Raw genomic sequence first — 21,729 nt, forward strand, 5'->3', positions numbered from 1 at the left:
CACATGCAGGACGAACCAACACCGACCGAGCTGACCAAGGCGGTCGCCGATTTCCTCCGCAACGACATCACGCCGCTGATCTCCGGCCATCAGGCCTTCAAGCTGCGCGTCGCCATCAACATTCTCGACCTCGTGACGCGGCAGCTGACACAGGAGGAGGAAAGCGACGCGAAGGAAGTCGAGCGTTTGCGCGCGCTGCTGGGCATGGACGGCCCGGTCGCCGATCTCAACCGTGCGCTCGCCGAGCGCATCGCCAACGGTGAGGTTGATCTGGCGACGCCGGGGCTCGCCGAACATCTGTGGGCGACCACGATGGACAAGCTCGCGGTCGATCAGCCGAACTATGCATCGTACAAGCGCGAGCTTGGGCGAGGGGTGTAGGCGGCGCCACATTCTCCGCTGTCATCGCCCGCCTAGTGCGCAATTGCGCACAGGAGCGGGCGATCCAGTATTCCAGAGACGGCAGTGAGATACGTTGAAGCCGCGGCGTACTGGATGCCCCGGTCAAGCCGGGGCATGACACCTGTGGTGTTGGGGCATCCGTCGTCGTGACGAGGAGAGCGGCGCTCTACTTCCCCACCCATTTCGGTGGCCGCTTCTCCGAGAATGCCTTTGGGCCCTCGATATAATCCTGCGAGGCCACCATCGCCTTCACCGCCGGATATTCGCGCTGCTCCTCGATCGCCTGTTCCAGTGACACGGCGAGCCCCTTCTGGATGGTCTGTTTGGAGGCCCGGATCGACATCGGCGAGTTCTTGGTGATCATCTCCGCCCAGCGCAGCGCGCCCGACAGGGCCTCGCCTTGCGGCACCACCTCGTTGACGAAGCCGAGCTCATGACCCTCCTTGGCGCTGACATGGCGCGCGGTGAGGATCATGCCCATGGCGCGCTTCAGCCCGATCTGGCGCGGCAGCCGGTGCAGGCCGCCGGCAAGCGCAGCAAGGCCGACGCGTGGCTCGGGCAGGGCGAAGGTCGCGTTCTCGGACGCGATGATCAGGTCGCAGGCGAGCGCGATCTCGAAGCCGCCGCCCATGGCGACGCCGTTGACTGCGGCGATGATCGGCTTGTCGCAGTCGAAGCGCGAGGTGAGGCCGGCGAAGCCGCCCTTGTCCCAGCCGCGCTTGCCGCCCGCCGCCTGCCACTTCAGATCGTTGCCGGCGCAGAACGCCTTGTCGCCGGCGCCGGTGACGACCGCGACCCACTGCTCGGGATCGGCGGAGAAATCGTCGAACACCTTGTTGAGCTCGAAATGCGCATCGATGTGCAGCGCGTTGTAGACCTCGGGCCGCGACAGCGTGATGATCGTGATTGGCCCCTTGCGTTCCACCTTTGAGAATTTCAGATCCATCGCGCGCTCCCGCATTTTCTCGTGAAGGAATATTGCGGACATACTAGCGCGCGTCGGCGCCGCGACACCATCGAATTGCGCGGACGCGCCTTGCGCCTGTCACACGCCTTGCCTTGCTTGACTTGTGCACGCTCTTCTCACCTTAATCGTGTGAAGCAAAAATGCGCCTAGCGCCTTAACGCAAAACATAAAATCAATCCGGGAGAGAGCCGTGGATTTCTCATTGCCTGCCGATCTCGTCGCCTATCTCGGAGAGCTCGATCGATTCATCGAACGCGAGATCAAGCCGCTCGAACAAGCCGACGACAACATTCGCTTCTTCGACCATCGCCGCGAATGGGCGCGCACCGATTTCGAGAATGGCGGCCTGCCACGACATGAGTGGGAGGCGCTGCTGCGCAAGGCGAAGGATCTCGCGGACGCCGCCGGCCATCTGCGCTTTCCGGTGCCGAAGCAATATGGCGGCAAGGACGGCTCCAACCTCTGGATGGCCGTGATCCGCGAGCACTTTGCCGCCAAGGGTCTCGGCCTTCACAACGATCTCCAGAACGAGCACTCCGTCGTCGGCAATTTCCCCGTCGTCACCATGCTCGATCGCTACGGACGCGACGACCAGAAGGCGATGATCGACGGCTCGATCAAGGGCAAGTACCGCATCACCTTTGGTCTCACCGAGCCGCATCACGGCTCGGACGCCACCCACATGGAGACGCGCGCGGTGCCGGCGACCCGCGACAACGTCAAGGGGTGGATCATCAACGGCGAGAAGATGTGGACGACCGGCATGCACGTCGCCACCCATTGCGCGTTGTTCGCGCGCACCTCGGGCAATGACGGCGATGCCCGCGGCATCACCTGCTTCCTGGTGCCGGCCAAGAGCCATGGCGTGAAGGTCGAGGAGTACATGTGGACCTTCAACATGCCGACCGACCATCCCCGCGTCAGCTTTACGGACGTGTTCGTCCCGGAGGACGCGCTGTTCGGCGAAGTCGGCCGCGGCCTGTCGCTGGCGCAGTGCTTTGTCCACCAGAACCGCATCCGCCAGGCGGCAAGCTCGCTCGGCGCTGCCGTCTACTGCATCAACGAGAGTGTGAAATACGCGCGCGAGCGAAAGCCGTTCGGTAAGGCGCTCGCCGAGAACCAGGCGATCCAGTTCCCGCTGGTCGAGCTCGCGACCCAAGCCGAGATGCTGCGCCTGTTGATCCGCAAGACCGCCTGGGAGATGGACCAGCTCAACGAGGAGCAGATCGAGCGCACGCTCTCCGACCGCGTCTCCATGTGCAACTACTGGGCAAACCGCCTCTGCTGCGAATCCGCCGACCGCGCCATGCAGGTCCACGGCGGCATGGGCTATTCACGCCACAAGCCGTTCGAGCACATCTACCGCCACCACCGCCGCTATCGGATCACGGAGGGCAGCGAAGAGATCCAGATGCGGAAGGTGGCGGGATTCCTGTTCGGGTATATGGGCCCGGGGAAGCATTAGAGAGACGCTGCGATCTCTCCCCGAGTCGTCCCCGCGAAGGCGGGGACCCATAACCCCAGGGAGTAGTTGGAGGCGAGACGGCAACTCCGTGTCTTCGCCAAACTCCACCCTGTGGTTATGGGTCCCGGGCTCGCGCTGCGCGCGCCCCGGGACGACGATGCGGATAGAGCGGGGCTAATTCACCCTTCTATCCTTCCCCGCCCAATAAGGCTCCCTCAACTGCCGTCGCAAGATCTTGCCTGACGGATTCCTCGGCAGCGCCGGCAAGAACTCCACGCTCTTCGGCGTCTTGAACCCAGCAATGCGTTCGCGGGTGAAGTTGATGATGTCGGTGGCGGTCGCCTGCCTGCCGGGCTTCATCACCACGACGGCCTTCACGGCCTCGCCCCATTTGTCGTCGGGCACGCCGATCACGGCGGCCTCGGCGACATCAGGATGATCGCACAGCGCGCTCTCGACCTCGGCCGGGTAGATGTTCTCGCCGCCGGAGATGATCATGTCCTTGATGCGGTCGTGGATGTAGAGATAGCCGTCCTCGTCCATGTAGCCGGCGTCACCCGTGCGCAGCCAGCCGTCGCCGCGCAGGGTCGAGGCGGTCGCTTCGGGCAGGTTCCAGTAGCCGGCCATGTTCGAGCCCGAGCGCGTCGCGATCTCGCCGACCTCGCGCGGCGGCAGCGGTTTGCCGTCCGCATCCAGAATCGCGATCTCGACGCCCGGCAGCGCCTTGCCGGCCGAGCGCATCCGCTCGAGGCCCTCGACGTGGTCCTCCGGCGGCAGCGCGACGATGGTGCCGGTGGTCTCGGTCATGCCGTACATCTGCACGAAGCCGCATTTGAAGATCTCGATGCATTCCTTCAGCAGCGCCGCCGGAATCGGCGAGGCGCCATACAGCATGTATTTCAGCCGCGAGAAATCGACCGTCTTCGCGCGCGGCTGCCGTACCACGAACTGCATCGCCGCCGGCACCATGAACAGCTTTGTGATGCCCGACTGCTCGAAGAAATCCAAAACCTTGGTCGGATCGAACTCGCGCGCGATCACGCCGCGGGCGCCGTGATAGAGTCCCATCACGCCCCAGCCGGAGCCGCCGATGTGGAAGATCGGCATCGCCACCAGCGACACGTCGTCGGTCGACCACCGGTTCCACTCCGGCTTGTCCTCGGCATTGCCTGTTTGTACGAGGTTGAGGAAGTTCGCATGCGACAGCATCGCGCCTTTCGGCTTGCCTGTCGTGCCCGACGTGTAGAGCTGGATCGCGATGTCCTTCGTGTCGATCGGCACCTTCGGGGCGTCGCCGCTTTGCGCATCGCGCCAGGCCGTAAAATCCTGCCATTCCGGCGCGCCGCCTTCGGTGGTGATGACAGTGCGCACGCCAGGCAGCTGGTCCTTGATCTGGCGGACCTGCGCGATGAACTCCGGCCCCACGAACAGCACCGGCGCCCTGCAATCCGCAACGATGAAAGCGACCTCGGGCCCTGCAAGCCGCCAGTTCACCGGCGCCATCACCACGCCGGCTTTCATCGCGCCCATCAGCAGCTCGAAATAGAGGTCGCTGTTCTTGCCGAGATAGGCGATGCGGTCGCCCTTCTCCACGCCCATCGCGATCAACGCGTTGGCGACCTTGTTGGTCTTGACGTTAAACTCGGCAAAGCTGGTGACGCGGCCCTCGAACTCGTAGGCGGTGGCATTGCCGCGGCTGGTCGCGCGCTCGCGCACCATGTCGGCGAGATTCGCCAATGGCTGTGTGGTGGACATGTCTCTCCCGTGGCGTTTTGTTTTTATGTCTGGGAGTGTGGCGTCATCCGCGGGTGAAGACAAGATGGGAGAGGCCCCGCTGTCGTCCCGGACAAGCGCAGCGGAGCGGAGCGCAGATCCGGGACCTATAGCCACAGGGAGGAGTTGTGGCGCGAGATCGGGGTTATGAGTCTTCGCCAAACCTCATCCTGGGGTTATGGGTCCCGGGCTCGCGCTATGCGCGCCCCGGGACGACAGCGGTGGGTGCATCACCCCCGCTTCGCCCGGTCCTTCTCGTTCTGCGCCATGATGCTCTCGCGCGCGGTTTTCCAGTCGTCGTCGCTCCAGTCGCGGAGCTGGTAGAAATTGCCGCCCATCGCCAGCGCCTGCGCGCCGTCCATCGCGATGGTCTCGCCGCTGATCCAGTCGCAGCCGCCGGAGATCAGGAACACCGCGAGGTTCTGCAATTCCTCCATGGTGCCGACGCGGCTCATCGGGTTCATCGCCTTGGTGCGCGCGCCGGCTTCGTCGCCGGGCTTGATGCGCTTGCTCATGCCCTCGGTCGGGATCTCGCCCGGCGCGATGGTGTTGAGGCGGATGCCGTAGCGGCCCCATTCGGTCGCGAGCGACATCGTCATGGCGTGGATCGCCGACTTGCTCATCGCCGACGGCACCACGTAAGGCGAGCCGTTGCGCACCCAGGTCGTGGTGATGGAAACGACATTGCCGGGCTGCTTCAAGGCGATCCAGCGCTTGCCGACGGCATGGGTCACATAGAACGTGCCGTGCATCACGATGTTGGCGACGGCATCGAAGCCGCGCGGCGAGAGTTCCTCGCTGCGCGAGATGAAATTGCCGGCCGCGTTGTTGATGAGATCGGTGAGGGGAGCGTCACGAAAGATGGTCTCGATCATCTCTTCGACCGCGAGGGCGTTGCGGATGTCGACGCCGTGGCTGGTGACGCGGCCACCATGCAGGTCCATCAGCTCGGTCGCGGTCTCGTCGCACACGATCTTGCGCCGGCCGCAGATGTGCACCTCTGCTCCAAGCTGGAGGAAGCGCGCCGCCATCGACTTGCCGAGTCCGGTGCCACCACCGGTGACAAGGATGTTCCTGCCGGCCAGAAGATTTTCCTTGAACATGGCTGTTTCTCCCGTACGGATTGTCAGTTAATTGGTCGATTGACTAAATCCGGCCGCTGGCTTCCTGTAAAGCGGCACTGAACAAGAACAGGGGAGAATTCATCCATGGAAGAGCGCGTCTCGATCTCGATCTCGGAAGGCGTCGCCGACGTGCGGCTGGTGCGCGCCGACAAGATGAATGCGCTCGATCAGGCGATGTTCGAGGCCCTTGTTGCCGCAACCGACCGGCTTTCGAAGGAAAAGCGCGTGCGTGTCGTCGTGCTCTCGGGCGAAGGCCGCGCCTTCTGCGCCGGTCTCGACATGGGGCGTTTTGCCGCCATGAAGGAGACAGGCGGGAACGGAATTCCGGGTGGCGAAAATCGCGATCTCACCAAGCGCACGCATGGCCATGCGAACTTTCCGCAACAGGCGGTGTGGGGATGGCGCCAGTTGCCGGTTCCCGTGATCGCGGCCGTGCACGGAGTCGCTTTCGGCGGTGGGTTCCAGCTCTCGCTCGGTGCCGACATGCGCTTTCTCTCACCGGATGCGCGGATGTCGGTGATGGAGATCAAATGGGGCCTCGTGCCCGACATGGCCGGCACGCCGATCCTGGCCTCGCTCGTGCGCGACGACATCCTGCGCGATCTCACCTACACCGGCCGCATCTTCTCCGCACAGGAGGCGATGAGCTACGGCCTCGCGACGCGCATCTGCGACGACCCGCGCGCCACGGCTCTCGAAGTCGCGCGCGAAATCGCCGGCAAGAGCCCCGATGCGATCCGCGCCGCCAAGCGCCTGCTCAACAATCTCTCGGTCGATCCCGGCCCGGCGCTGCTCGCCGAGTCCGTCGAGCAGCAGAAGCTGATCGGCAGTGCGAACCAGACCGAAGCGGTGCGCTCCAATCTGGAGAAGCGTGCGGCGAGGTATGTGGATTAGCACAGACCTCATCCCGAGGAGCCGCGAAGCGGCGTCTCGAGGGATGGGCCACGGGCTCTCATGGTTCGAGACGGCGCTGCGCGCCTCCTCACCATGAGGGTCACTCCAACCAAAAAGAAAAACAAAAATGAGCGAAACGTCCCCATTCCTCGGCATCGTCTCCGGCGAGCGCCGCCGTGCCCACGCCGAAGTCGCCGCCCGCGCTGACCGCATCGCGAGCGGCCTCGCCAAAATCGGCGTCAAGCAGGGCGATTGCGTCTGCATGCTGATGCGCAACGACATCGTCTTCCTCGAAGCCGCCTACGCCGCGATGCGGCTCGGGGCCTATGGCGTGCCGATCAACTGGCACTTCAAGCCGGAGGAGATCAACTACATCCTTGGCGATACCGGCACGTCCGTGCTGATCGGGCATGCCGACATGCTGCACGCCCTGCGCGATGCCATCCCGAAGGGCGTCACCGTGCTCAGCGTGCCGACGCCGCCGGAGATCCTGTCCAATTACAAGATCAATCCCGATCATCTGGCGACGCCCGACTTCGCGATCGATTTCGAGTCCTGGCTTGCGCAACACCAGCCCTATGACGGCCCGGTCGTGCCGCAGCCCATGAACATGATCTACACCTCGGGGACGACAGGCCATCCCAAGGGCGTGCGGCGCAATGCGCCGACGCCGGATCAGCAGGCCGCAGGCGAGCGCATGCGTGCGATGATCTATGGGCTCAAGCCTGGCGCCCGTGCGATCCTTCCGGGTCCGCTCTATCACTCCGCACCGAACTCGTTCGGCATTCGCGCCGGCAAGCTCGGCGGCGCACTGGTGCTGATGCCACGGTTCGAGGCCGAAGAATTTCTGGACCTGATCGAACGATACAAGATCGACACCATCTTCATGGTGCCGACCATGTTCATCCGCCTGATGAAGCTGCCGGAGGCGGTGCGCAGGAAGTATGATGTCTCGTCGCTGCGCCACATCATCCATGCCGCCGCGCCATGTCCGGCCGACGTCAAGCGCGCGATGATCGAATGGTGGGGGCCGGTGATCTACGAGTTCTACGGCTCGACCGAATCCAGCGCGGTCACCTTCGCGACCTCCGAGGACGCACTCAAGAAGCCCGGCACCGTCGGCAGGATCTCGCCCGGCGCCGAACTGCGTTTCATCGGGGACGACGGCCGCGTGCTGGGCGTGGGCGAGATCGGCGAGATCTATTCCCGCATGGCCGGGATGGCCGACTTCACCTACCACAACAAGCCGGAGAAGCGCGCCGAGATCGATCGTGACGGTTTCATCACCTCCGGCGACGTCGGCTATATCGATGAGGACGGCTACGTCTTTATCTGCGACCGCAAGCGCGACATGGTGATCTCGGGCGGCGTCAACATCTATCCGGCCGAGATCGAATCCGTGCTCCACGCCGTGCCCGGCGTGCATGATTGCGCCGTGTTCGGTATCCCCGATGCCGAGTTCGGCGAGGCGCTCATGGCCGTGGTCGAGCCGCAACCGGGTGTCACGCTCGATGCGTCCGATGTCCGTGCAAGGCTGAAGACGTCGCTCGCCGACTACAAGGTGCCGAAGCATATCGAGATCCGCGCTGGGTTGCCGCGCGAAGACTCCGGAAAGATCTTCAAACGCCGGCTGCGCGATCCCTATTGGGAGCAGGCGGGGCGGAAAATTTGAGGGCGTTGTAGCCCGGATGGAGCGAAGCGCAATCCGGGACGGTGCTCGCGTCAAAAAGACCCCGGATTTCGCTGCGCTCCATCCGGGCTACGAACACAGGAACGAATGATGATGACCGACGCCGCAAACGAAGTCCTCTACGAAGTCGCCGACCACATCGCGGTGATCACGCTGAATGCGCCGGAGCGCATGAACACGATCTCCGGCCCGATGCTGAACGATCTGGCGCGGCTGCTGACCGAGGCCAATGAGGACCGCAACGTCCGGGTCGTGATCCTCACCGGCAAGGGGCGGGCATTCTGCGTCGGCCTCGATTTGCGCAAGGAGCGCGACGGCAATGGCCTCAGCGCCGCGTCTTCGCCGACCACGATCAATCTGCGCAACACGCCGCCGACCGTGCTTCAGGCGATGGACAAGCCGACCATCTGCGCCGTCAACGGCGGCGCCGCCGGTTACGGCATGGACACCGCGCTCGGCTGCGATATCCGCATCATGGCGGAGTCCTCGAAGCTTGCGGCGGCCTTCGTCAAGCGCGGCGTCGTGCCGGAATCCGGCGGCACCTGGCTGCTGCCTCGGATGCTCGGCTGGGCCAAGGCTTCCGAGCTGATCTTCACCGGCCGGACGCTCAGCGCCCGCGAGTGTCTGGAATGGGGCCTCGCCAACGAGGTCGTGCCGGATGCCGACTTGATGGGCCGCGCCCGCGCCATCGCCCGCGAAATCGCAGCCAACGCGCCGCTCGCGGTGCAGGCCTCCAAGCGCATGATGCGGATGGGCCTCAACGAGAACTTCTCCGATCACGTTCACCACGTCTACCTCCAGCTGCTGCCGCTGTTCAAGACACAGGACATGGCCGAGGGCATGAAGGCGTTCATGGAGAAGCGTGAGCCGAAGTTCGAGGGGCGGTAGGCGCCGCCTGATCGCGCACGCTGGAGTAGCAATCAGTAATCGGCTCGGCTAGGTTGACGTTCCCACGCCAACCGCTTGCGATCGCCGATGCCCTCATACCGCGCCAGCTTCTTCGAAGTTCCTCATGCGGCCCTTTACGCGCTGATGACGGTGACCGTCCTGGCGTCGGGATTCTGCTTCATCCAGGCAGGCAGTCCGGCGGCGCCGGCAGAGTTGCTGTATCGCTATGGCGGCATGTATTCGGGCGCAATCGCGCGGCATGAGTACTGGCGCCTGCTCGCCTATGGCTTCCTGCATGTCAACTTCGTCCACCTCACCATGAACATGTTGTGCCTCGTGCTGTGGGGCGGACATCTCGAGCGGCGAGTGGGACCGGCCTATTTCCTCATCATCTATCTCTGCGCGATGGTGTTCGGCGCCGTCATCGGCAATGGCATCCATTCCACGCCCTATTTGACCGTCGGCGCGTCCGGCGCCACGTCGGGCATTTTGGGTGCGCTGCTCTGCCTGTGGATCCTCGGCAAGCTCGACGTCAGGTTCGACTTCTTCGCCATCAACATCGGATTGAACATCGCGTTTGCGCTCGGCAATTCGCGGATCGACTGGGGCGTCCATCTCGGCGGCTTTGCGGCCGGATTGATCGCCTGCGCATTGCTGGACCTCATCGAGAAGGCGAATCCTTACGCGCTTCGTTGCAAATTTCCCGAAGCCGTGAAGGTCAATCTCACTCTGTTGGCCTGTGTTGCTGCTGCGTGGGCTTGGAGCGGTCAGGCCATCGCCGCCGGGATTTCCGGATGGGGCCTAGCCATCGTTGTCGTGGTCGCATGCTGTGCGGTCGTGAAGGTGGTTGATCTCGTCCTCTCCATGAAGAAGGGTCTTGCGATCGTCGTGGTCGCCCTGGCTGGAGCGAATGCTGTCACCATCCTGCTGTGCGGTTTGGCTCTGGCATCTTCTTGCAGTCCGCGCTGGCCAACCGGGTCCGTTCCACTCGATAATCTTCTCGTCATATTCTGTCCCAATCCTGTTCTGATCTCGGGGCTGGCCGCGATCGGTGCCGCCGCGGTGACGCTGTGGCTCTGCGCAAGGGAAATTTCGCGCGGGATCGAGGATGTCGGATTTGTCGGCACATCGCTGCGTGCCGAACGCAGCCGGCGTCATGGACTATGACCGCGGAGGTCGTGCTATAAGAGGGCTCATTGACCCCGGATCATCCCAAGGTTCCTAAATCTAATGGCCCCCGTTTCCATTCTGCTCAACGTGATCTGGATTCTCATCGGTGGTGCCTGGATGGCGTTCGGCTGGCTGGTCGCCGCCGTCATCATGGCCATCACCATCATCGGCCTGCCCTGGGCGCGGGCGGCGTTCAACATCGCCGTCTACACGCTGCTGCCGTTCGGCTCGCGCGCGGTCAACCGCGACGAGGTCACCGGTATGGGCGATATCGGCACCGGCCCGCTCGGGGTGATCGGGAACATTATCTGGTTCGTGCTGGCCGGCTGGTGGCTGGCACTCGGCCACGTGCTGACAGCCGTGATCTTCGCCGTCACCATCATCGGCATTCCCTTTGCCTGGGCCCATCTGAAGCTCGCGGGGATCGCGCTCTGGCCGATCGGCAAGGTGATCGTGCCGGCCTAGCCGCAAGCGATTGTTCCTTTCAGTGTGCGCCGCCCCCAACTTCATCTTGCGCTGCGGCAAAAAACTTGCACACTCGGCTGAGCCGGGCAGCGAAGCGAGCTCGAACAAGGAAGCGAGCCATGTCCCTCCAGACCGTGCCACCCGACGCCATTGACAACCGTCCTAACCGCGCTGAGGACGCCCAGGCGCTGGAGGCAGATGCGCGGCTGCGTGACGACATCCGCCTGCTTGGACGCATCCTGGGCGACACGGTGCGCGACCAGGAAGGCGCTGAGTTGTTCGACCTGGTCGAGCGCATCCGCCAGACCTCGATCCGGTTCCACCGCGACGAGGACCGGCTCGCCCGCCGCGAGCTCGAGCAGATCCTCGACACTATGTCGACCTCCGAGACGGTGCGGATCGTCCGCGCCTTTAGCTATTTCTCCCACCTCGCCAACATCGCCGAGGACCAGAACAACATTCGCCAGATGCGCGCCCGCAGTGCCGCCCAGAGCTCTGGCTCCGGCGTGCTGGCGGAGACGCTGGCCCACGCCAGGGACGCCGGGATCAGCTCCGATGTGCTGCGCAATTTCTTCAAGACCGCGCTCGTCAGCCCGGTCCTGACCGCGCACCCGACCGAGGTCCGCCGCAAGAGCACCATGGATCGCGAGATGGAGGTCGCTAGCCTGCTGGACCGCCGCGAGCGCGTTGCGCTGACCGCGGACGAGGCCGCCGCCAGCGACGAACAGCTTCGCCGCGAGGTGCTGACGCTGTGGCAGACCAATCTCTTGCGCCGGACCAAGCTCACGGTGCTCGACGAGGTCGCCAACGGTCTGTCGTTCTACGATTACACCTTCCTGCGCGAGGTGCCGCGGCTGGTCAACGTGCTCGAAGACCGGCTGGAGGAGGCTGGCGAGGCGGCTGCAAGCGAGCTCGCCTCGTTCCTGCGCATGGGCAGCTGGATCGGCGGCGACCGCGACGGCAATCCCTTCGTCACCGCCGACGTGATGCGCGGGACGCTGCGGCTGCAGTCGAGCCGGGTGATGCAATTCTATCTCAACGAGCTGCACGTGCTCGGCTCGGAGCTGTCGATCGCGGCGCACCTCGCCGACGTCTCCGAGGAGCTGCGGACGCTGGCGGAACGCTCGCCCGACACCTCGCCGCACCGGAGCGGCGAGCCTTATCGTCTCGCGGTCTCCGGCATCTATGCGCGCCTGACGGCGACGGCCGAAAAGCTCGAGGTCGAGATCACGCGCCGGCCGGTCGGCAAGGGCAGGCCTTACGAGACCGTCAGGGAGCTGCAGGCTGATCTCGACGTGCTGCACCGTTCGCTGATCTCCAACAATGCCCGCGTCATCGCCCGCGGCCGGCTGCGGCTCTTGCGGCGCGCGGTGGATTGCTTCGGCTTCCACCTGGCGCGGCTCGACATCCGCCAGAATTCTGCTGTCCACGAACGCACCATCGCCGAGCTGATGGACGCCGCGAACCCCGGCATGTCCTATCTCGCGCTCGGCGAGGACGCGCGCATCTCGCTGCTCACCAACGAATTGCGCAGCACGCGCTCGCTGGTCTCGCCATTCGTCAAATACAGCGACGAGACCATGGGCGAGCTCAACGTCTTCCATTCCGCCGCGGAGGCGCATGCGAAGTTCGGCTCGGACGCCATTCCCCAATGCATCATCTCGATGTGCAAGGGCATGTCCGACATGCTCGAAGTGGCCGTGCTGCTCAAGGAGGTCGGCCTCGTCCATCCCTCCGGGCGCAGCGCCATCAACATCGTGCCGCTGTTCGAAACCATCGAGGATTTGCAGGCCTCCAGCGCCATCATGGATCGCATGCTGTCGCTGCACGATTACCGCCGCCTCGTCGACAGCCGCGGCAGCGTGCAGGAGGTCATGCTCGGCTATTCCGACAGCAACAAGGACGGCGGCTTCGTCACCTCGGGCTGGGAACTCTACAAGGCCGAAATCGGCCTCGTCGACGTGTTCGAGCGCCACGGCGTGCGACTGCGCCTGTTCCACGGCCGCGGCGGCTCGGTCGGCCGCGGCGGCGGTCCGAGCTATGACGCCATCATCGCCCAGCCCGGCGGCGCGGTGAACGGACAGATCCGCATCACCGAGCAGGGCGAGATCATCTCGTCGAAATATTCCAACGCCGAAGTCGGCCGCAACAATCTGGAGATCCTCGCCGCCGCAACGCTGGAGGCGAGCCTGCTGCATCCGCGCCAGAGCGCGCCGCGCCGCGAATATCTCACCGCGATGGACGAGCTTTCAAATCTCGCTTTCAAGGCCTATCGCGGCCTCGTCTACGAGACCGACGGTTTCGTCGATTACTTCTGGGCGTCCACCGTCATCAACGAGATCGCGACGCTGAACATCGGCAGCCGTCCGGCCTCGCGCAAGAAGACCCGCGCGATCGAGGATCTGCGCGCCATCCCCTGGGTGTTCTCCTGGGCGCAGTGCCGCCTGATGCTACCCGGCTGGTATGGCTTTGGCAGCGCGGTCGAGCAATGGATCGCGGAGCATCCCGACAAGGGCATGCCGTTCCTGAAAGAGCTCTACAGGGAATGGCCGTTCTTCCGCATGCTGCTGTCGAACATGGACATGGTGCTGGCCAAAAGCTCGATCGCGATCGCCTCGCGCTATGCCGAGCTCGTGCCGGACGAAGCCTTGCGCGAAAAAATCTTCGGCCGCATCCGCCGCGAATGGCATTCCTGCATCGAGACGCTGCTCGACATCATGGGGCAGGACCGGCTGCTCCAGGGCAACCCGCTGCTGGAGCGCTCGGTGCGCCACCGCTTCCCCTATCTGGATCCGCTCAACCACGTGCAGGTCGAATTGCTGAAAGAGCATCGCGCGCAGAACCCGGACGAGCAGGTGCTGCGCGGGATTCAGCTGACGATCAACGGCATTTCGGCCGGATTGCGGAATACGGGGTAGTAGGGCGAGTAGCGAACAGAAGGCGTGCCGCTGCCGACTATTCGCTACTCACCATTCGCTATTCGTTGATGTTCACGGCTTTAGTGCGCCCTGCACACCGGTGTACACAGCATAGAGCGATGTCGAGCCACAGATATAGAGTCTGTTTCGCTGCTGCCCGCCGAAGCTCAGGTTGGCGACGGTTTCCGGGATGTGAATTTTGCCAAGCAGTTGGCCGTTGGCCGTGTAGCAGCGCACGCCGTCTTCGTTCGGATCGCCCCAGCCCACCGAACACCAGACCCGTCCTTCGGTGTCACAGCGGACGCCGTCGGTGATGCTTGGCTTTGGCATCTCGGCGAAGACCTTGCTGTTCGACACTTTCCCCGCCGCCACGTCGAGGTCGAACACGCGGATATGCGATGGGTTGTCCGGTCCGTCCGTGAATCCGGTCTCGCAGATGTAGAGCTTCTTCTCGTCGGGCGAGATGGTGATCCCGTTGGGCTCCACAAAATCGTCGATGACGACCTTGACGTCGCCGGTTTTCGGGTCGACGCGGTAGACGTTCTTCTTCTCCTGCTCGGGGTCGGCCTTGATGCCCTCATAGAAGCCACCGATGCCGTAGGCCGGATCGGTGAACCAGATCGCGCCATCGGCGGTAACGACCGCATCGTTCGGCGAGTTCAGTCGTTTGCCATTGAATTTGTCGGCAATGATGGTGATCGAGCCGTCGAGTTCGGTGCGCGTCACACGCCGCCCGCTATGCTCGCACGTGATCAGGCGTCCTTCGCGATCGATCGTGTTGCCGTTCGAGTTCATCGAGGGTTGACGGTAGACGCTGGTATGACCGTCATCCTCCGAGAAGCGCATGATGCGATTGTTGGGGATGTCGCTGAACAGCAGATATCGTCCGGCTGCAAAATACACGGGACCTTCGGCCCATCGGAAGCCGGTTGCAACACGCTCGACCGCCATGGTGCCGGCGAAGGCCGGGAAGTCGGCAGGCCCGAACGTTGGCGGCCCCTTCTTCGCGGATTCCAGACGGGAGTCCGGGTAGCGGCTGCCGGGAAGCGGTCCCAAGGGCAACGGGGCCGTCGATATCGTCGGAGTGCCGGTCTGGCCGAACGGCGTGACGGAGGCCGCCAGGGCTGCGTTCATGGTGACGCCCGTCGCGGCTACTGCAGCCGCCGCGCCCTTCAAGAGGGTGCGGCGCCCGAGGCAAGGCTCGTCAGTATCGGCAGAATTGGTCAGTGATTTTGTCATAGTCGCCTCCCATTTTTTGTTGGAAGGAAACCATTCGCCCGCAATCGGGCGTAATGCGGGCGATCTCCGGTCGGACAACCGGAGATCGCAATGCAACAATTGCTGGGAAAACGGCTAGACGGGATCCCAGGGGAAGATGTCGGCGGAACGGTCGAGCTTGTAGAACGAGCCCTTCAGTGCCGGCATGCCGTGTTCCGCGATCGTTTGCGGCGTCCAGCCCTCGCTGCGATGAACCGAGCGCAACGGGCGGTTCTGGCTGAACAGGAACAGCTCGTTCATGCGCGCGCCGAAGATCTGCCCGGAGACGTCCTTGGCGGCATCGGAGAGCAGATAGGCGCAGATCGGCGCGATCTTCTCCGGGCCCATCTGCTTGATCTTCTCGACGCGCGCCTTCTCGGCTTCGGTCTCGGTCGGGATGGTGCCGATCATGCGGGTCCAGGCAAACGGCGAGACGCAGTTGGAGCGGACGTTGAAGCGGCCCATGTCGAGCGCGATCGACTTCGACAGCCCGATGATGCCGAGCTTGGCCGCGGCGTAGTTGGCCTGGCCAAAATTGCCGATCAGACCCGAGGTCGAGGTGAAGTGCACGAAGGAGCCCGACTCCTGCTCGCGAAAGATCCGCGCCGCAGCGTGGCTGACGTAGAACGAGCCCATCAGGTGAACCTTGATGACGGCCTCGAACGCTTCCACGCTCATCTTGTGGAAGATCATGTCGCGCAAAATGCCGGCATTGTTGACGACGCCGTCGAGCTTGCCGAAATGATCGGTCGCGGTCTTCACGATCTTGCTGGCGGGGACAGCTTCCGCCACCGACTCGAAATTGGGCACCGCGATGCCGCCGCGCTTCTTGATCTCGTCGACCACCTCCTCGGCGGGCGAAGCGCTGGAACCGGCGCCGTCGGCGGCAACACCGGGGTCGTTGACGACGACCTTGGCGCCCTCCGCCGCGCAGAGCAGCGCGATCTCGCGCCCGATGCCGCGGCCCGCGCCGGTGACGATGATGACCTTGTCCTGCAGTGATTTTGTCATGTGGGTTCTCCGCTAGCCGTTCCAATTTCCGCCGTCATTCCGGGATGCGCCGCAAGGCGCAGGCCCGGAATCCATACTCCCGATCGTGGTTATGGATTCCTCGTCGCTGACGCGACGCCCCGGAATGACAGTCGTTACCTCTCGTTCGTAAACACGATCGTGCCACTTGCGGCGAACATGCCGCCGACGCCGTGGCACACCGAAATCTTCGCATTCGGCACCTGGGCCGGCGCAATGCCGCGCATCTGGCGTACGCTCTCCTGGAGTGCGTACATGCCGTACATGCCCGAATGCATGTAGGACAGGCCGCCGCCATTGGTGTTGAGCGGCAGCTTGCCGCCGGGCCGCGTGTTGCCATCCGCGATGAATTGGCCGGTTTCCTCATGCGGCATGAAGCCGAGGTCGCCAAGGCCGAACAGCGGCAGATGCGCAAACGCATCGTAGATCATGAGATGGTCGACATCCCGGTGCGCGATGCCGGCTTCCCTGAACGCCAGCGGGCCGGCAGTCTTGAACGCGCGCGAGGAATTGAACGTTTCCATCTGGCTGACCATCGGCGTTTCCACGCTCTCGCCGGTGCCCATGATGTAGACGGGCTTCCTCGGAAAATCCTTGGCGCGGTCGGCCGAGGTCAGGATCAGCGCGCCGCCGCCGTCGGTGACGAGGCAGCACTGGAGCAGGCGGAACGGATAAGCGATCATGCGCGAGTTGAGCACGTCAGCGACCGTGATCGGGTCCTTCATCATCGCGCGCGAATTCTTCGCCGCCCATTCCCGCTGCACCACCGCGACCGAGGCAAGCTGCTCATGGGTGATGCCGTAGGTCTTCATGAAGCGCAGCACGGGGATCGGGAACATGCTGGGCGGACCGTAGACGCCGAACGGCGCCTCGAACTGGCCTTGCAGGCTGTCGGCGGGGATCGAACGCGGCGCCTTGCCGATCATCGATTTGCCGCTCTCGGCGTGCGTGATCAGCACGGTCTTGCAGAGACCGGCCTCGATCGCCGCCGCCGCATGGCGAACGTGCAGCATGAACGAGCAGCCGCCGACCGAGGTGCCGTCCACCCAGGTAGGCCTGACGCCGAGATAATGGCAGACCTGCTGCGGCGTTTCGACCGCGGTGGCAAAGCCGTCGATGTCGGAGAGTTTCAGCCCGGCATCCGCGATGGCGTTGAGCGCCGCATCCGCGTGGAGCTGGAGCTGCGACATATTGGGGATGACACCGAGTTCGGTGGTCTCGGCCGCGCCGACGACGGCAACCTGGTTGCTGCGCATGGCCTATCCCTTCGCCGGACGGAACACGGGGAGGGTGATCTTGTCGTCGAGCGCCTGGAAGGCGACTTCGAGCTTCATGTCGAGCTCGAGCGCCTCCGGCGTCTGCGGACAATCGATGATGTTGCTCATCATCCGCGGTCCTTCGGCCAGCTCGACCACCGCGATCGCATAAGGCGGCGTGAAGCCGGGAGCGGCGGGACGGTGATTGATCACGTAGCTGTAGAGGAAGCCCTTGCCACTCGCCTTGAAGATGCTGACCTTGCGCGAGGCGCAGGACGGGCAGAACGGGCGCGGCGGGAAATAGACATGCGCGCAGGCGTCGCAGCGCTGCAAACGCAATTCGCCCGCTTTCGTGCCGTCCCAGAAATGCTGGGTCTCCGGCGTCGGTTTCGGGCGCGCGCGCTGCGGTTCGGCCATGTCGGAAAACCCTCCCAAAGGCAATTCTTGCTAAGGCCTGGGCTTCACGCCTGGCTATTTCGATCTTGATGCGACAATCGACCATCGCGCGTCAACGGTCCAGCAATGCGCATGCATGCCATCATGCGCACAATGCTTGTGTCGAACCGAGGCGGCGCTATAGATTGCGCGCGCAATATTCCGTGAGACAGACATGCCCGATTTTCCGACACTGGCGAAACTCGCCGACGACCTCGAAAGCGGCCGCACGACCTCCCGCAAGCTGGTCGAGGCATGCCTCGCCAGGATCGCCGACCCGGCCGGCGAGGGCCAGCGCACTTTCATCCACGTCGACAAGGACGCCGCGCTCGCAGCCGCGGATGCGATGGACGGCTTGCGCAAGGTCAAGGCGGCGCCGTCGCGCTATGCCGGTATCCCGGTCTCGATCAAGGATCTCTTCGACATCAAGGGCCAGGTCACGCGCGCCGGCTCCCGCGCGCTCGAAGATTCCGCTCCGGCCGATCAGGACGCCGCGACGGTGGCGCGGCTGCGCAAGGCCGGCCTCGTCGTGATCGGGCGGACCAACATGACCGAGTTCGCCTATTCCGGCATCGGCATCAATCCGCATTACGGCACGCCGAAGGGCGCCTGGAACCGGGCCGAGGGACACGTGCCCGGCGGCTCGTCCTCGGGCGCCGCGGTGTCCGTGCTCGACGGCATGGCGCATGGCGCGCTCGGCACCGACACCGGCGGGTCCTGCCGGATTCCGGCCGCCTTCAACGGCATCGTCGGCTACAAGCCGACGCAGCGCCGCGTGCCGCTGGACGGCTCCGTGCCGCTGTCCTTCTCGCTCGACAGCATCGGGCCGCTGGCGCGGTCGGTCAGCTGCTGTGCCATTCTCGATGCCGTGCTCGCGAACGAGCCGATCGTCCCGCTGAAGCCGCGACCGGTAAAGGGCATGCGGCTCGCAGTGCCGACCACGATTGCGCTCGACGATCTCGACGCGGACGTGGCCTCGACGTTCGAGCGCGCGCTCAAGAGCCTTGCCGATCACGGTGCGATCATCGAGCGCATCGAGATGGCCGAATTTCACGACATCGGCCCGATGAACGCCAAGGGCGGCTTTGCGGCGTCCGAAAGCTATGCCTGGCATCGCTACCTCATTACGGCCAAGGGCGACGTCTACGACCCCAGGGTCTCCGTGCGCATCATGCGCGGCGAGGCGCAGAGCGCTGCCGATTACATCGATCTCCTCAACGAGCGCCGCTCGCTGATCGCGCGCGTCAATGCGCGCGTCGCGCCCTATGACGCGCTGGTGCTGCCTACCACCGCCAACACCCCGCCGAAGATTTCCGATCTCGCCGATGACAAGGCGTTCACCAGGGAAAACCTGCGGGCGCTGCGCAATTGCACCCTCATCAACATGATCGACGGCTGCGCCATCTCGCTGCCCGCGCATCGCGAGGGTGACGTTCCCGTCGGCCTGATGCTGGCGGGCGCGGGCGGATCTGACCGTCGTATTTTCGAGCTTGCTGCCGGCATGGAGGCCGTAATTCGTGTTTGACCTGACTTTCACCGTTGACGCCCAGGACACCACCACGCCGCTGACATTGGCGATCGACCAGATGGTCATTGCGGGCTGGACCGGCCGCGATCCCGTCGCGCGCGACAAGCACATCGCCGAGCTGCAAGAGATGGGCATCGCCCCGCCGGCCTCGACGCCGATCTACTACCGCGCCTCGGCGCGCCGGCTGACCCAGGAAGACGGCATCGAATGCTGTGGCGGCGATTCCTCCGGCGAGGTCGAATTCGTGCTGATCGGCTGGCAGGGCCGCATCTTCGTCGGCTGCGGCTCCGACCATACCGACCGCAAGGTCGAGGCCTACAACGTCACGGTCTCCAAGCAGATGTGCGACAAGCCGGTCGCATCCACGCTCTGGGAGCTCGAGGACGTCATCGGTCATTGGGACAGGATGATCCTGCGCTCCTACGCCACCATCAAGGGCGAGCGCGTGCTCTACCAGGAGGGTACGCTCGACGCGATGCTGCCGGTCGCCGACCTGATCGCGCGCGGCTTTGAAGGTGGCAAGTTCCCCGACGGCTGCGCCATGTTCGGCGGCACCTTTGCGGCCAAGGGAGGCATCCGCCCCGCCGATCGCTTCGAGTTCGAGCTTGAGGATCCGGTGCTGAAGCGCACGATCAAGCACGGCTACGACGTGGCGACGCTGCCGGTGCGAGGCTGATACCCCTCCGCCGTCATTGCGAGGAGCCCTTGCGACGAAGCAATCCAGGATCCCTCTGCGGAAAGACTCTGGATTGCTTCGCTGCGCTCGCAATGACGAGGAGATAGTCGGGAATCGGGTGGCAAAGGGCGGGCCGGTCTTGCGAAGGTGGCAGTCATGACAGCAACGGCACGCAAATCACCCCCTAAGCCCTCAGTCGACCTCGCCACCCACGTCGACGCCCTCGACTGGCCTCAAATCACCGCCGAGCTCGACGCCCAGGGCAGCGCCGTCCTGAAGAATCTGCTGACGCCGGACCAATGCCGCGCCATCGCCGCGCTCTATCCTGATGATGCAGGCTTCCGCAGTCGCATCGTCATGGGCCGCCACGGGTTTGGCCGTGGCGAGTACAAATATTTCTCCTACCCGCTGCCCGATCTGATCGCGGAGCTCCGCCCGGCGCTCTATGCCCATCTTCAGGGCGTTGCCAATCGTTGGAACGAGGCGATGGGGATCGATATCCGCTATCCCGCCGCGCACGCGGCGTTCCTCAAACGCTGCCACGAGGCAGGCCAGGCGCGGCCGACGCCGCTGCTGCTGCAATACGAGACGGGCGATTTCAACTGCCTGCATCAGGACCTCTATGGCGAGCACGTGTTTCCGCTCCAGGTCGCGATCCTCTTGTCCGAGCCGGGACGCGATTTCTCCGGCGGTGAGTTCGTGCTGACTGAGCAGCGCCCGCGCATGCAGTCGCGCGCCGAGGTCGTGCCGCTGATGCAGGGCGATGCGGTCGCTTTCGCCGTGCATCACCGCCCGATGCAGGGGACACGCGGCACCTACCGCGTTAATCTCCGCCATGGCGTCAGCCGGATCAGGTCCGGCCAGCGTCATACGCTGGGTGTAATCTTCCATGATGCCAAATGAGCGCTGCGATTGACGGGTGATCTGTTCGACACGGCCGCCGAGGCACAGCCGTCGCGTGAGGAGATCGCCGACGGCGCCGTGTTGCTGCGCGGATTCGTCAGGCCGATCGAGAGCGAGCTGATTGCCGCCGTGCGCGCGATCGTGGCGCAGTCGCCGTTCCGCCGCATGACCACGCCCGGCGGCCACCTGATGTCGGTGGCGATGACCAATTGCGGCGAGCGCGGCTGGATCACCGATCACACCGGCTATCGCTACGATCCCATCGATCCGCGAACCGGCGCGCCCTGGCCCGCGATGCCGGCGGTGTTGCGCGACCTGGCCCGGCGCGCCGCGGAGCAGGGCGGCTTTGCCGGCTTTGCGCCCGACGCGTGCCTCGTCAATCGCTACGAGCCCGGCACGCGGCTGTCGCTGCATCAGGACAAGGACGAGCTGGACTATTCGGCGCCGATCGTCTCGGTCTCGCTCGGGCTGCCCGCGACCTTCCTGTTCGGCGGCCTGGCGCGCAGCGACAAGCCCCGCCGCTTCCGTCTGGTCCATGGCGACGTGGTCGTCTGGGGCGGGGCGAGCAGGCTCGCCTATCATGGCGTTGCGCCGCTCGCCGATGGCGAGCACGCGCTGCTGGGAAGGAAGCGGATCAATTTGACGTTTCGCCGGACGCGGTGACCTTCCTTCTCCCCTTGTGGGAGAAGGTGGATCGCTGACGCGAAGCGGCAGCGAGACGGATGAGGGGTCTGTCTCCGCGGATAGAGACCCCTCATCCGCCTTCCCTTCGGGAAGGCACCTTCTCCCACAAGGGGCCCGTTGCGTTATCGGCTCTTGAGGCTGAAGACGTCAGGAGCGAATGCCCTAGTCCCGGCAATTGCCTGCCAAGATCTGTAGTTGTCGCCCT

The 21,729-nt window shown here is 64.4% G+C and carries 19 protein-coding genes; 12 read left to right on the forward strand and 7 right to left on the reverse strand.

Annotated features, from left to right (window positions below):
* The first annotated feature begins 3 nt into the window (after positions 1-3).
* On the forward strand, positions 4-381 hold the full coding sequence (locus ABIA90_RS26480; RefSeq protein WP_354119577.1) for a DUF6285 domain-containing protein: 378 nt from the start codon (positions 4-6) through the stop codon (positions 379-381).
* A gap of 187 nt (positions 382-568) precedes the next feature.
* On the opposite strand, the gene ABIA90_RS26485 is transcribed toward ABIA90_RS26480, so the two are convergent.
* Positions 569-1,348 carry an enoyl-CoA hydratase-related protein gene (locus ABIA90_RS26485; RefSeq protein WP_166351187.1) on the reverse strand — a complete coding sequence of 260 codons (780 nt, stop codon included), beginning with the start codon at positions 1,346-1,348 and terminating at the stop codon, positions 569-571.
* 211 nt (positions 1,349-1,559) lie between these two features.
* Here ABIA90_RS26485 and ABIA90_RS26490 point away from each other — a divergent pair, with 211 nt between their 5' ends.
* On the forward strand, positions 1,560-2,834 hold the full coding sequence (locus ABIA90_RS26490; protein ID WP_354119576.1) for an acyl-CoA dehydrogenase family protein: 1,275 nt from the start codon (positions 1,560-1,562) through the stop codon (positions 2,832-2,834).
* Positions 2,835-3,008: 174 nt separating this feature from the next.
* On the opposite strand, the gene ABIA90_RS26495 is transcribed toward ABIA90_RS26490, so the two are convergent.
* Positions 3,009-4,589, reverse strand: coding sequence for a fatty acid--CoA ligase (locus tag ABIA90_RS26495; RefSeq protein WP_354119575.1), 1,581 nt, complete (start codon positions 4,587-4,589; stop codon positions 3,009-3,011).
* A gap of 248 nt (positions 4,590-4,837) precedes the next feature.
* Positions 4,838-5,710 carry an SDR family oxidoreductase gene (locus ABIA90_RS26500; RefSeq protein ID WP_166098976.1) on the reverse strand — a complete coding sequence of 291 codons (873 nt, stop codon included), beginning with the start codon at positions 5,708-5,710 and terminating at the stop codon, positions 4,838-4,840.
* A gap of 105 nt (positions 5,711-5,815) precedes the next feature.
* Between ABIA90_RS26500 and ABIA90_RS26505 the strand changes: the two genes are divergently transcribed.
* From ABIA90_RS26505 to ppc, 6 genes are all read left to right on the forward strand, one after another.
* Positions 5,816-6,625, forward strand: coding sequence for a crotonase/enoyl-CoA hydratase family protein (locus ABIA90_RS26505; RefSeq protein WP_354119574.1), 810 nt, complete (start codon positions 5,816-5,818; stop codon positions 6,623-6,625).
* Between the two features lie 127 nt (positions 6,626-6,752).
* Positions 6,753-8,297 carry an acyl-CoA synthetase gene (locus ABIA90_RS26510; RefSeq protein WP_354119573.1) on the forward strand — a complete coding sequence of 515 codons (1,545 nt, stop codon included), beginning with the start codon at positions 6,753-6,755 and terminating at the stop codon, positions 8,295-8,297.
* 111 nt (positions 8,298-8,408) lie between these two features.
* The gene (locus ABIA90_RS26515) at positions 8,409-9,203 is read left to right on the forward strand and encodes an enoyl-CoA hydratase/isomerase family protein (protein WP_354119572.1); all 795 of its coding nucleotides are present in this window, start codon (positions 8,409-8,411) and stop codon (positions 9,201-9,203) included.
* Between the two features lie 87 nt (positions 9,204-9,290).
* A complete protein-coding gene (locus ABIA90_RS26520; RefSeq protein WP_247308177.1) occupies positions 9,291-10,370 on the forward strand; it encodes a rhomboid family intramembrane serine protease in 1,080 nt (359 codons plus the stop codon).
* 63 nt (positions 10,371-10,433) lie between these two features.
* Positions 10,434-10,838 carry a YccF domain-containing protein gene (locus tag ABIA90_RS26525; protein ID WP_354119571.1) on the forward strand — a complete coding sequence of 135 codons (405 nt, stop codon included), beginning with the start codon at positions 10,434-10,436 and terminating at the stop codon, positions 10,836-10,838.
* A 119-nt stretch (positions 10,839-10,957) separates the two neighbouring features.
* Entirely contained in the window at positions 10,958-13,756 is a 2,799-nt protein-coding gene (gene ppc, locus ABIA90_RS26530) for a phosphoenolpyruvate carboxylase (protein WP_354119570.1), read from the forward strand.
* A gap of 72 nt (positions 13,757-13,828) precedes the next feature.
* Here ppc and ABIA90_RS26535 read toward each other — a convergent pair whose 3' ends face one another.
* From ABIA90_RS26535 to ABIA90_RS26550, 4 genes are all read right to left on the reverse strand, one after another.
* Positions 13,829-14,995 carry an SMP-30/gluconolactonase/LRE family protein gene (locus ABIA90_RS26535; RefSeq protein ID WP_085403921.1) on the reverse strand — a complete coding sequence of 389 codons (1,167 nt, stop codon included), beginning with the start codon at positions 14,993-14,995 and terminating at the stop codon, positions 13,829-13,831.
* 114 nt (positions 14,996-15,109) lie between these two features.
* A complete protein-coding gene (locus tag ABIA90_RS26540) occupies positions 15,110-16,024 on the reverse strand; it encodes an SDR family oxidoreductase (protein WP_014496864.1) in 915 nt (304 codons plus the stop codon).
* Between the two features lie 134 nt (positions 16,025-16,158).
* A complete protein-coding gene (locus ABIA90_RS26545; protein WP_354119569.1) occupies positions 16,159-17,298 on the reverse strand; it encodes a thiolase C-terminal domain-containing protein in 1,140 nt (379 codons plus the stop codon).
* A gap of 3 nt (positions 17,299-17,301) precedes the next feature.
* On the reverse strand, positions 17,302-17,715 hold the full coding sequence (locus tag ABIA90_RS26550) for a Zn-ribbon domain-containing OB-fold protein (protein ID WP_038957112.1): 414 nt from the start codon (positions 17,713-17,715) through the stop codon (positions 17,302-17,304).
* Positions 17,716-17,908: 193 nt separating this feature from the next.
* On the opposite strand from ABIA90_RS26550, the gene ABIA90_RS26555 reads away from it, so the two are divergent.
* The 4 genes from ABIA90_RS26555 to alkB all read left to right on the forward strand — a co-directional run bounded on the left by ABIA90_RS26555 (position 17,909) and on the right by alkB (position 21,503).
* Positions 17,909-19,258: an amidase gene (locus ABIA90_RS26555; protein ID WP_354119568.1), complete on the forward strand. Its 1,350-nt coding sequence runs from the start codon at positions 17,909-17,911 to the stop codon at positions 19,256-19,258.
* Positions 19,251-19,937 carry a DUF2848 domain-containing protein gene (locus ABIA90_RS26560; RefSeq protein WP_354119567.1) on the forward strand — a complete coding sequence of 229 codons (687 nt, stop codon included), beginning with the start codon at positions 19,251-19,253 and terminating at the stop codon, positions 19,935-19,937. The genes ABIA90_RS26555 and ABIA90_RS26560 overlap by 8 nt, the downstream gene beginning before the upstream one ends.
* A gap of 156 nt (positions 19,938-20,093) precedes the next feature.
* On the forward strand, positions 20,094-20,840 hold the full coding sequence (locus ABIA90_RS26565; protein ID WP_354119566.1) for a 2OG-Fe(II) oxygenase: 747 nt from the start codon (positions 20,094-20,096) through the stop codon (positions 20,838-20,840).
* 9 nt (positions 20,841-20,849) lie between these two features.
* Positions 20,850-21,503 carry a DNA oxidative demethylase AlkB gene (gene alkB / locus ABIA90_RS26570; RefSeq protein WP_354119565.1) on the forward strand — a complete coding sequence of 218 codons (654 nt, stop codon included), beginning with the start codon at positions 20,850-20,852 and terminating at the stop codon, positions 21,501-21,503.
* The last annotated feature ends 226 nt before the right edge of the window (positions 21,504-21,729 follow it).

The organism is Bradyrhizobium sp. LA6.8 (assembly GCF_040547935.1).
GTDB classification, from domain to species: Bacteria; Pseudomonadota; Alphaproteobacteria; order Rhizobiales; family Xanthobacteraceae; genus Bradyrhizobium; species Bradyrhizobium barranii.

Coding starts and splice junctions, on each gene's coding strand:
- ABIA90_RS26480 (WP_354119577.1), top strand. CDS start 4: ATGCAGGACGAACCAACACCGACCGAGCTGACCAAGGCGGTCGCCGAT.
- ABIA90_RS26485 (WP_166351187.1), bottom strand. CDS start 1,348: ATGGATCTGAAATTCTCAAAGGTGGAACGCAAGGGGCCAATCACGATC.
- ABIA90_RS26495 (WP_354119575.1), bottom strand. CDS start 4,589: ATGTCCACCACACAGCCATTGGCGAATCTCGCCGACATGGTGCGCGAG.
- ABIA90_RS26500 (WP_166098976.1), bottom strand. CDS start 5,710: ATGTTCAAGGAAAATCTTCTGGCCGGCAGGAACATCCTTGTCACCGGT.
- ABIA90_RS26505 (WP_354119574.1), top strand. CDS start 5,816: ATGGAAGAGCGCGTCTCGATCTCGATCTCGGAAGGCGTCGCCGACGTG.
- ABIA90_RS26510 (WP_354119573.1), top strand. CDS start 6,753: ATGAGCGAAACGTCCCCATTCCTCGGCATCGTCTCCGGCGAGCGCCGC.
- ABIA90_RS26515 (WP_354119572.1), top strand. CDS start 8,409: ATGACCGACGCCGCAAACGAAGTCCTCTACGAAGTCGCCGACCACATC.
- ABIA90_RS26520 (WP_247308177.1), top strand. CDS start 9,291: ATGCCCTCATACCGCGCCAGCTTCTTCGAAGTTCCTCATGCGGCCCTT.
- ABIA90_RS26525 (WP_354119571.1), top strand. CDS start 10,434: ATGGCCCCCGTTTCCATTCTGCTCAACGTGATCTGGATTCTCATCGGT.
- ppc (WP_354119570.1), top strand. CDS start 10,958: ATGTCCCTCCAGACCGTGCCACCCGACGCCATTGACAACCGTCCTAAC.
- ABIA90_RS26535 (WP_085403921.1), bottom strand. CDS start 14,995: ATGACAAAATCACTGACCAATTCTGCCGATACTGACGAGCCTTGCCTC.
- ABIA90_RS26540 (WP_014496864.1), bottom strand. CDS start 16,024: ATGACAAAATCACTGCAGGACAAGGTCATCATCGTCACCGGCGCGGGC.
- ABIA90_RS26545 (WP_354119569.1), bottom strand. CDS start 17,298: ATGCGCAGCAACCAGGTTGCCGTCGTCGGCGCGGCCGAGACCACCGAA.
- ABIA90_RS26550 (WP_038957112.1), bottom strand. CDS start 17,715: ATGGCCGAACCGCAGCGCGCGCGCCCGAAACCGACGCCGGAGACCCAG.
- ABIA90_RS26555 (WP_354119568.1), top strand. CDS start 17,909: ATGCCCGATTTTCCGACACTGGCGAAACTCGCCGACGACCTCGAAAGC.
- ABIA90_RS26565 (WP_354119566.1), top strand. CDS start 20,094: ATGACAGCAACGGCACGCAAATCACCCCCTAAGCCCTCAGTCGACCTC.